Genomic DNA, 9765 nt, shown 5'->3' on the forward strand with positions numbered 1-9765 from the left:
TGGTTGAAGTGCGTGACCACGCTCACCATCAGCCGGCCCTGCAGCGCCTCGACCAGGCCGGGCGTGATGCGCGACGGCAGCGCCACCGGCACGCGGGTGTGGATGCGCAGGAGCCTCAGATGCGGGATCGCCTCCAGGCGGGCGCGGATCTCGGCCAACGCCTTGTCGGGCAGCGACAGCGGATCACCGCCGGTCAGGATCACCTCGCGGATTTCGGGATGCCCGGCGATATAGGCCAGCGCCGGCTCCAGGGCTTCCCGCGTATAGCCGCGGCCGATCGAGGTCAGCGACTCCTTCCTGAAGCAGAAACGGCAATAGACCGCGCATTGATAGGTGGGGAACAGAAGCACGCGGTCGGCATGGCGGTGCGTCAGCCTGGGCGCCGGGCTGAAGGCATGGTCGCCGATCGGGTCGTCGAGCTCGCCCTCGGCGGCGACCAGCTCGTCGGGCGAAGGGATCACCTGGGCGCGGATCGGATCGTCCGGGTCGTTCCAGTCGATCAGGTCGAGATAGGGTTTTGGCACGCGCACCTTGTGGGCCGCGGCGGCCTCCTGCGCGGCGGCGCGCTCGGCCGGCGAGAGCGGCAGCGGGGCAAGGTCGCGCACATGGCGCACGCCGGCGCGGACATCGTCCTGCCAGGCGGCGTCGGCGGCCGGTTGTTTGAGATCGGTAGTCATGGACATCCCGGAACAGATTTGCGCGGGATATCGGATGGATGGCGCACGGCGTCAACCGCACGGTTGACGCAGAGCCAAGCACGCTAGCCGGCCGCGTCTCATTCCTTCGCGCTGGGCATAGCAATCCCTCACCCGCCAAACTTCGCTATCGCCGCCTCCGTCACCGGCGTGAAGAAGTTCACCAGATTGCCGTTGGGATCGCGAAACAGTAGCGAGCGGTTGCCCCAGGGCATTGTGGTCGGCGCCTGCACCAGCGCTTCGCCCAGACTCCCGGCAAGCCTGCGGTATTCCTCATCGACATCGGCCACGCGGAACTCGATGATGGCGGTGCGATTTGCCGCCGGGCTTGCCACGTGGTCGCCGCCGAAGAGCGCAAGCGTGCGCGTGCTGCCGATCGCCAGCGTGCCCGCTTCCGTGACCAGCTCGGCGAAGTCCTCGGTGTAGAGCGTGAGCTTCATGCCCGTGACTGTCTCGTAGAAGGCGACGAGCCGCTTGACGTCGGCGGTGATGATGCGGGTCGAAACGAAATTCATCTGGTCTTCTCCGTCGGCTGGCCGACGAAGAGATCTTCGCGGCTGGGCGCGCCCGTTCAGGAGCCCTGCCCCGGCTTGTGGACCAGGCCTGCTGCCAGCATAGTGGCAACAGGAGACTTGCCTTGCGCCGCGCCGACAGACTGTTCCAGATCATCCAGATCCTGCGGCGCTCGAGCCGGCCGATCACCGCCAGCCGGATCGCCGAGGAGCTCGAGACCTCGCGCCGGTCGGTCTATCGCGACATCGCCGACCTCATCGGACAGCGCGTGCCGATCCGGGGCGAGGCCGGCCTCGGCTATGTGCTCGACCGCGACTACGACATGCCGCCGCTGATGCTGACGCCGGACGAGCTGGAGGCGGCGGTGCTCGGCGCGCAATGGGTGGCCGACAAGGGCGACCCCGTTCTGGCGGGCGCGGCGCGCGACCTGATCGCCAAGATCGCCACCGTCGTGCCCGAGCGGCTGCGCCCCTTCGTCAGCAATCCAACCGTCGGCGCGCCGCTCAGCCGCGCGAGCCTGCCGGACGGGCTGGATATCGCCAAGGCGCGGGCTTCGATCCGCAAGGGCCACAAGATCCGGATCCGCTACCGCAACGAACAGGGCGACGAGAGCGAGCGCGTGATCTGGCCGACCATGATCGGCTATGCCGAGACGGTGCGGCTGCTTGCCGCCTGGTGCGAGCTGCGCCAGAATTTCCGCCATTTCCGCACCGACCGCGTCAGCGCGGCGGAGTTCCTCGACGAGCGCATCGGCTGCCGGCCGGGAGAGCTGCGCAACCGCTGGAAGCGGCATATGGAGGCGCAGGGGCTGCGCTTGCCTTAGCTCGCGGCGTAGGCGGCCACAGAGGGTTTGCATTCCTTCGCGCCCCCTTCTGTTCTTGGACATCTCCCCACTTGGGGGGAGATCGGATGTCGCGCCGGGTTTCGCCAATCGCCGATGTAATAAGGGAGGGCCGGCGCTGAAGCTGCCAATCTCCCCCCTTGTGGGGGAGATGTCCGGCAGGACAGATGGGGGGCGCCGTGGAGCGCGACCTCACTCGCTTGCCAGGCCCCATCGACTTTCGCCGCATCGACCAGCGCCCTCTTTTCATGCAATCTCCCTCGGCGGCGATCATGGGGAGATGACCGCCGCCAAAGGGAGGATTGCCATGACCGATATGCCGGCGGCGCTGCCGCTCTATGAGGATGCCGTCGAGCGCTTCCGCATCGAGGACGAGATCGCGCGGCTGCATGGCGATCCGGCCACCGGGATCAACGCCTATGTCGAATGCTGCGGCCGCTATACTGGCGAGAACCGGTTGGCGCTGCGCGCGATCTCGGCCGGCGGCGAATTGCGCGAATATTCCTTCGACGACCTCGCCGACATGTCGGGCCGTGTCGGCACCTTGCTCAAAAGTCTCGGCGTCGGCCCTGGCGATGTCGTGGCCGGCATGCTGCCGCGCATCCCCGAGCTTGTGGCGCTGATCCTCGGCACATGGCGGATCGGCGCCGTCTATCAGCCGCTGTTCACCGCCTTCGGACCGAAGGCGATCGAGCATCGCCTGAGCTACAGCAAGGCGAAGCTGGTGGTGACCAATCTCGCCAACCGCGGCAAGCTCGAGGAGGTGGAGAACCATCCGCGCATTGCCACCATCCTCGGCCCCGGCGAGATGCCTGCAGGCGACATCGATTTCCGGGCGGCGCTCGCCGCCGCCTCCCCCGACTGCGAGCCGGTGATGCGCAAGGGCTCGGACCTGTTCATGATGATGTCGACCTCCGGCACCACCGGGCACCCGAAAGGCGTGCCGGTGCCGCTCAGCGCGCTTCTTGCCTTCGGCGCCTATATGCGCGACGCGATCGGGCTTCGCCCCGACGACGTCTTCTGGAACATCGCCGATCCCGGCTGGGCCTACGGGCTCTACTACGCCATCACCGGGCCCTTGCTGCTCGGCATCGCCACCACCTTCTACGAAGGCGCCTTCAACGCCAAATCGACCTACGACATCATCGAGCGGCTGGGCGTCACGAGCCTTGCCGGCTCGCCGACGGCCTATCGCCTGCTGCTGGCGGAAGGGCCCGAGGCCGCGGCCCGCGTCAAAGGAAAGCTGCGCGTGGTGAGCAGCGCCGGCGAGCCGCTCAACCCGGAAGTAATCCGCTGGTTCGCCGCCCATCTCGCCGCGCCCATCCACGACCATTACGGCCAGACCGAGAACGGCATGATGGTCAACAACCATCACGGGCTCAAGCATCCGGTACGCCCGGGCTCGGCCGGTTTCGCCATGCCGGGCTACCGCATGGTGGTGCTTGACGAGGCGGGCAACGAGCTCGGCCCCAACCAGCCGGGCGTGCTTGCCGTCGACATCGCCAACTCGCCGCTGCGCTGGTTCGACGGCTACCACCAGGCGGAGACGCCGGCGATTGCCGGAGGCTATTATCGCACCGGCGACACGGTGGAGTACGAGCCGGACGGCTCGGTCTCCTTTATCGGCCGGGCCGACGACGTCATCACCTCTTCCGGCTACCGCATCGGGCCTTTCGATGTCGAAAGCGCGCTGATCGAGCACCCGGCGGTCAACGAGGCGGCGGTGGTCGGCGTGCCCGATCCGCAGCGCACCGAAATCGTCAAGGCCTTCGTGGTGCTGGCGCCCGCTTACAAAGGCAGCGAGGCGCTGGCCGAGGAACTCGCCCAGCATGTGAAGAAGCGGTTGTCGGCACATTCCTATCCGCGCGAGGTCGAGTTCGTGAGCGAGCTGCCGAAGACGCCGAGCGGCAAGATCCAGCGATTCCTGTTGCGCAAGGCCGAGGTGGAGAAACGCAAGGCATAAGGCGCAGAGGCGGGAACTGCTGATCTCCCCTCTTGGGGGGAGATGTCCGGCAGGACAGAGGGGGGCGCTGTCCCGCCGACGTATCGGTACTTCGATCGGCCCGTCCCAGCGCTTCGTCATCCTCGGCCTTGACCCGAGGATCCATGCCGCGACCTTCTCCGGAGGACGCAGCGGAGCAGAATTCTGAACCGTTGCAACACCTTAGCGTCACGGCATGGATCCTAGGGTCTGCGCTGCGTCGCTTCGCTCCTTGCTTCGCCCTAGGATGACGACCTCAATGGTTTGCGTTCTTTCGCGCCCCCCTCTGCCCTGCCGGGCATCTCCCCCACGAGGGGGGAGATTGGCAGCTTCAGCGGCAGCGCCTAAGTCTTTTTTTAGCCCAATCTTGCCTGCAAGACATGCATACGGTTTTGGGCGAAACGGGGCACATCATGCGGCTGGTCTTGACACTTCTCCTCGCGCTGGCGGGCAGCGCGGCGCTCGCGGCCTCGCCGGAAGACGATTATATCGCGGCGCGCGACAAGGCGATCGCCGACATCACCGCGCAGGAAAGCGCCAACACGGCCATCGAAACCATCGACGCGCAGAACGAGAAGGCGCTGGCCGACCTGAAGCAGCGTCTCGCCGCCATTCTCGGCCCGCTTTCAGTCAAGGGTTTTCCGGCGACAGGCACCAACAACATCGAAAGCCTCAACGCCTCCGATATCGGCTACGGCATGCTCGACGGGCTGCGCTATGCCCAGAGCGACGACGGCCCGAGCATCGTCGTCTCGACGCGCGGGCTGACCGAGCGCTGGCTCAAGTCCAAATCGACCGAGGCGGAAGCGGATTTCAAGCTGCCCACCGATATCGGCGCGGCGCTGAAGCTCGACAGCTTCTACACCCAGGCCATCGGCAGCGACGCCGCCTTCTCCGGCACGCTCGACTTTCCGCTGAAGAAGCCCGACGGCGCCGACATGGTGGTGGCCCGGCTCGGCGGCTGGACGCAGGATGTCGGGCCGATCTACGAGCAGCATATCGTGGTGGCGGTCGTCAAAGGCGACCGCGTGCTGATTGCCGAGGCGCCCGCCTCGCCCGCCGTGCCGAAGATCGCGGCCTGCGATTCGATCTGGGCAGCCGCCGACGCGGCCGCGCAGAAAGCCCAGCAGGGCAACGAGGGCTCGGATCAGGACGACCCGCAGGCTTCCGATCCCGCCAACGCCGCCTGGGAAAAGGGCGATGCCGACTACCGCGCCTGCATGGCTGAGCGTCTGCCCGGCGATCCGTCCTTCCCGGCGCTGCTCAAGCAGGCGCAGGACCTTGCCGACGGCATGACGGGCAAGTAGCCCGCCACAGCAGTTCCAGGCGGGGCGGTTTTCTCAGCCCGCGTTGGCTCGCAAGTTCCGCCGCGGAACACGCCGCGCGGCCGGGCGTGCCGCTTCCGCGATGATCCCGTTGGCCTGAGGCGCGGCATCCTTGCGCGACCTTGCGTCGGTCACCCGATGCAGCCGCTCGTAAGGCAGCAATTCCCGGATGCGCGCATTGAGCGCTTCGACCTCGGCGTGCAGATCCTCGCATTCCTGCTTCTGGATATCGAGCTGGATCTGCTCGGACGCCTGCTGCAACGAAAGCTGTGAGAGATTAGTGCTGACCTCCGACAAATTCTTCTTGTCGGCTTCGCTCTCTTCCCTGAGAACGGCGAGCCTTTCCTCGGCGATCTGGCGTTCGGTGACGGCATCGTTCAACTGCCCCTTGAGCCTGGTGATTTCGGCCGAGGCTTCGCCATTGTCGGTCGAGACCTTGTCCAGGCGCGACTGCAGCTCCTGCATTTCGGCGCGCAAACCACGCATCTCGGCCTGGCTGCGCGCCAATTCGGCGGCGCTGTCGCTTTCGGCGATCCGCGCCGCCTCGGCTGTTTCGGCGAGCCTGGCCTGGGTTGCCTCCAGCGCCTTCTGCAGCCGGGTTTCTTCCTTTTCGTGGTTGCCGATCTGAGCCATCAGCTCGGCAATATGGGCGGTTTCGCTGGCGTGGGTTGCCGCGAACTCGTCGAACTTGTGGCGGGCCTCAGCCTCGCGTTTTTGCGCCTGCTCCAGGTCGACCGTGAGGCCGACCTGCTTCTCGCGCAGCAGCTTGTTCTCGGCGCCGCGCCTGTCGACTTCGACGGTCTTAGCGGTCAAGGCTTTGACGATCTCACCGAACTCCGTCTCGCGCCTGGCGTTCTCATTGCTCATCTCCACCAGTTCCAGGCGCACGGCCGCCAGCGCCGAGCGCAACTGCTCGCGGTCCTGGACGAGGCTCGCCTCGCGCTGTTGCCAGGCCTCGGCCGCGCCGTCGCGCTCGCGCTGCTTGCGGGCGGCGTCAAGCAATTGTTCCGAAAGCGTTTTGTGTTCGGCGGTAAGAGCTAGATTTGCCAGCTCCAGCTCGTTGGAGCGCAACACGTCGCGGTGGAAGACGTTGAGGACCTCGCGCGTCATGTGATGGGCGGTGGCGATCTCCGCCAGCTTCGCCTCGATCTCCTGCAGATGGCCCTGCCCATCGCGGAAAAGCCCGGCGACGGCCTCCAGCGCGGCGAGCCGCGTCTGGGTATGGGGCGTCAACCGCGATGACGCTGCCTCTGGCTGCTGCTCTTCGGGCGGCGGATTTTCGTCGCTTGCCACGAGTTCCTGACCGGCAACGGTATCGTCTCCCGACGGCGGTTGTTCATCATCCTTCAGAACGTCCTCGAATGCTTCCGCCAGATCCGATTGGAGCTCCTGAAATTCCTTATCGACGTCCTCGGCCCGCTTGATCAGAGACTTGAAATTCATCACCGCACATCCCTTACTCACGCCCCACGCGTACTTAACGAATTGCTAATCTAGCCCTTTACCTTCCTTTCGGGAAGCCTATGCAACCGAAACCGAAATTAAGGTTATCGCCGGTCGCAATCTTATGCGGAACCGCTTCCAGGTGATCTGCCTGCCGGGCATAACATATGTTAACTTCATCTCGCGATGGATGCTGAAATTCGCCGCTGTAAAAGGGAGAAGGCACCGAGCTGCTTGGCATCATTCATCGAGCTGTTTGGCATCATTCATATGGCGGATACGAAGACTTTGCGACGGAACAGAGAAGCGCCGTTCGTCAACTTTCTCTCTGCGCGCCGCCCCTGACGACCGCGCCGCGGATCCGACTGCCGTGGCTGTCATGGAAGATTGCGCGGGAGGCGCATCGGACGACCTCCCGCGTCTCTGCATCAACTCTTGATGTCGATGCGCCTGACTTGCGACTGCGCCTTCTCGCTCTTCGGCAAGGTGACAGTCAGCACGCCATTCCTGAAGCGCGCCTCCACCTCGTCTTCCTTGACCTCGTAGCCGACCGGGATGCGGCGCTCGAAGCGGCCATAGTACCGCTCCGAGAATTGCCTATCCTTGTCATCGGTCTCCGAGCGCTTCTCGCCTCGCAGAGTCAGAACGCCGTCGTCGAACAGGACTTCGATATCTTTCTGTTCAAGGCCCGGCACCTCGGCCATCACCTTGATCTCCTTCTCGCCGTTGGAGATCTCGACGCTCGGCCAACCAGAGCCGAGGGCGGAGACACCGCCAAAAGACGGCAACCGGCTGTCGAAGCCGCGGAAAACATCGTCGAACAGGCGGTTGACCTCACGATGCAGCGACAGGAAGGGATCGCGTTCGCCGTCGCGGAACAGGCTTGGAACCTGGTTGCCGTTGCTCCGGCCCCAGGGAATCAGGTCACGGACACTCATGGTTTCCTCCTTTCTGCTCATCGGTCTGAAAGGCTTCCTGTTGCGCCGGGCCATGTGCCCGGCGCGTTGCGCGGGGGCGCTGACAGGAAGGCCTCAGGCCGCGTGCTTCTCGGCTTCGATCTTCTTCGTCGCGCCTTTTGGCATCGCCTTGTCGGCTGCGATCTCGATCCGGCGCGGTTTCATCTCTTCGGGAATTTCACGCTTCAGATCGATGGTCAGCAGGCCATTGACCAGGCTGGCGCCGACGACTTTGACATGGTCGGCAAGCTCGAAACGGCGCTGGAATGCGCGACCGGCGATGCCTCGATGCAGGTACTCACCCTTATCCTCGCCGGCTTTCTGGCCCGAGACCATGAGCATGTTCTGCTCCTGGGTAATGTCCAGTTCGTCCTGCGCGAAGCCTGCCACCGCCATGCTGATGCGGTAGTCATCTTCCGAGGTCTTGGCGATGTCGTAGGGTGGCCAATTGTCGACGGTTTCGATCCGGCTCGCCGTTTCGAGCGCGTTCAACATTCGATCGAAACCGATGCTCGACCGGAACAGGGGAGTGAAGTCAAAGCTGGTTCTCATAGCTACATCCTCCATTGAGCAACATAGATACGAGGAGCGCCAAGGAAGCGGCGCTCCTTGACCCTTGCCGGTCTCTCAAAGCACCGGCAAAATCCATCTGGGAATTCAAATCCGGGACGTCAAGGGCCCAACCCGAAGCCCCCTTCAAGGTCGTGAAAAGCCACCCTCTTCGTCTGCGCGCGCTGGCAGGCTATGATGGACGGCGGCCGCACAACACGACCGCCTTGATGGAGCTGATCTTCAATGGATCGGGATGATCCCGTCGACGGCCCGCCATTCCGATGGCCTGATGAGCCGATGGTGGGCGACGCGAACGGAATGCAAGGCGCCCGCCAGCTCGCGTTCCCAAAAGCCCCAGAAAACCCCTCAGCGTGGGGAAGTCCGGGGCGAGATCATAGTCCTGCCAGACATAAAGCTGGAGCAGGCTGGGATGGTCTGGCAGATGATAATGTATCTCGGCAGTGGTCAGGCCATAGCCACTCATCTGCAGGCGGAATTCCGTGCTGACCGCGTTCACCATCGTCTTCCGCCCTCACGCGCTCAGCCGGTCAACCAGCTGCCGGTGGTCGTCATCGGCAGGGCCGCTGGGCGGCGGGGCGGTTGCGTCGAGTCGGCGCAGCGCATCCATGATGTCGTCGAAGGAGACCGGCCGCTCGGCCCCCGGCGGCTGGCGCAGCGCCGGCATCGATTCAACGGCGCAGGCGTCGGACGCCCAGGACGAAAGGATCGCCCGCTTTTCCCATATGTCGAGCGAGCCGTCCTCCAGCACATCCCGCGGGTGCTGAAAATGGCTGGCCGGCGACAGCAGCCGGTCGAGCGAAAGGTCTGATATTTCGGGAGCAAGGGAAGGAATGATCGGCGAGAGCGTCTGTCGGTCCATTTCTGTCCTCCGTCTCCAAAAACTCCTTGGTTCAGGTTCCAAATTTCTCAGCGGTCCCGGCGCTGCCAGGCGCCGATAATCTTGTTCAGCTCAATCGCGAATTCAAGCCTTTCCTTGATCGGAGCGACCCAATTTACCGCATGTTTTCAGCGTGCTAGCACTCGGCGATCGAGAGTGCCAAAATTTTTTTGGCACCCCCTTGAAAGTAGAAGAAGGCAAAATTAGCTCGACATGCGCGCGACGCCGAAAGGGTCGCGAGCCCCGCTCCAGTCCTCCCGGTCCGGAGCGGAGGGACCTCTCGCAATCTGTTTGTCCTGAAGGAGAACGATATGACGTTCCGTCCACTGCATGACCGCGTGCTCGTCCGCCGCATCGAGGCCGAAGAGAAGACGGCCGGCGGCATCATCATCCCCGACACCGCCAAGGAAAAGCCGCAGGAAGGCGAAGTCATCGCCGTCGGCCCGGGCGCCCGCGACGAGAGCGGCAAGCTCGTGGCCCTCGACGTGAAGGTCGGCGACCGCATCCTGTTCGGCAAGTGGTCGGGCACCGAGATCAAGCTCAACGGCGAGGATCTGCTCA

At 64.5% G+C, this 9765-nt stretch carries 10 protein-coding genes and 1 pseudogene; 4 read left to right on the forward strand and 7 right to left on the reverse strand.

The annotated features are described in order from the left end of the window. Both EOA28_RS13445 and EOA28_RS13450 read right to left on the reverse strand, forming a co-directional pair. A partial coding sequence (locus EOA28_RS13445; RefSeq protein ID WP_189342036.1) for a radical SAM protein occupies positions 1-677 on the reverse strand: 677 nt, incomplete at its 3' end. A gap of 128 nt (positions 678-805) precedes the next feature. Then, positions 806-1210, reverse strand: a complete 405-nt coding sequence (locus tag EOA28_RS13450) for a VOC family protein (protein ID WP_126078111.1) — start codon at positions 1208-1210, stop codon at positions 806-808. A 122-nt stretch (positions 1211-1332) separates the two neighbouring features. On the opposite strand from EOA28_RS13450, the gene EOA28_RS13455 reads away from it, so the two are divergent. The 3 genes from EOA28_RS13455 to EOA28_RS13465 all read left to right on the forward strand — a co-directional run bounded on the left by EOA28_RS13455 (position 1333) and on the right by EOA28_RS13465 (position 5337). After that, positions 1333-2031 carry a YafY family protein gene (locus EOA28_RS13455; protein ID WP_126078112.1) on the forward strand — a complete coding sequence of 233 codons (699 nt, stop codon included), beginning with the start codon at positions 1333-1335 and terminating at the stop codon, positions 2029-2031. Between the two features lie 325 nt (positions 2032-2356). Then, the gene (locus EOA28_RS13460) at positions 2357-4012 is read left to right on the forward strand and encodes an acyl-CoA synthetase (RefSeq protein WP_127252257.1); all 1656 of its coding nucleotides are present in this window, start codon (positions 2357-2359) and stop codon (positions 4010-4012) included. A gap of 431 nt (positions 4013-4443) precedes the next feature. Further along, a complete protein-coding gene (locus EOA28_RS13465; protein WP_127252256.1) occupies positions 4444-5337 on the forward strand; it encodes a hypothetical protein in 894 nt (297 codons plus the stop codon). A 33-nt stretch (positions 5338-5370) separates the two neighbouring features. On the opposite strand, the gene EOA28_RS13470 is transcribed toward EOA28_RS13465, so the two are convergent. The 5 genes and pseudogenes from EOA28_RS13470 to EOA28_RS13490 form a co-directional block, all read right to left on the reverse strand. Then, positions 5371-6798 (reverse strand): hypothetical protein, encoded by a 1428-nt coding sequence (locus tag EOA28_RS13470; RefSeq protein WP_128314952.1) that lies wholly within the window; start codon positions 6796-6798, stop codon positions 5371-5373. A gap of 428 nt (positions 6799-7226) precedes the next feature. Further along, the gene (locus tag EOA28_RS13475; protein ID WP_127252254.1) at positions 7227-7736 is read right to left on the reverse strand and encodes an Hsp20/alpha crystallin family protein; all 510 of its coding nucleotides are present in this window, start codon (positions 7734-7736) and stop codon (positions 7227-7229) included. A gap of 93 nt (positions 7737-7829) precedes the next feature. Then, positions 7830-8306 carry an Hsp20 family protein gene (locus EOA28_RS13480; RefSeq protein ID WP_126061666.1) on the reverse strand — a complete coding sequence of 159 codons (477 nt, stop codon included), beginning with the start codon at positions 8304-8306 and terminating at the stop codon, positions 7830-7832. A 240-nt stretch (positions 8307-8546) separates the two neighbouring features. Next, positions 8547-8826: pseudogene (locus EOA28_RS13485) on the reverse strand (protein usg). A 12-nt stretch (positions 8827-8838) separates the two neighbouring features. Next, positions 8839-9186 (reverse strand): hypothetical protein, encoded by a 348-nt coding sequence (locus EOA28_RS13490; protein WP_127252253.1) that lies wholly within the window; start codon positions 9184-9186, stop codon positions 8839-8841. 329 nt (positions 9187-9515) lie between these two features. Between EOA28_RS13490 and EOA28_RS13495 the strand changes: the two genes are divergently transcribed. Further along, positions 9516-9765 (forward strand): co-chaperone GroES (locus EOA28_RS13495; protein WP_148670707.1); only part of this gene is annotated, 250 nt, incomplete at its 3' end.

The sequence above is a fragment of the Mesorhizobium sp. M2A.F.Ca.ET.067.02.1.1 genome, assembly GCF_004023285.1.
Lineage (GTDB): Bacteria > Pseudomonadota > Alphaproteobacteria > Rhizobiales > Rhizobiaceae > Mesorhizobium.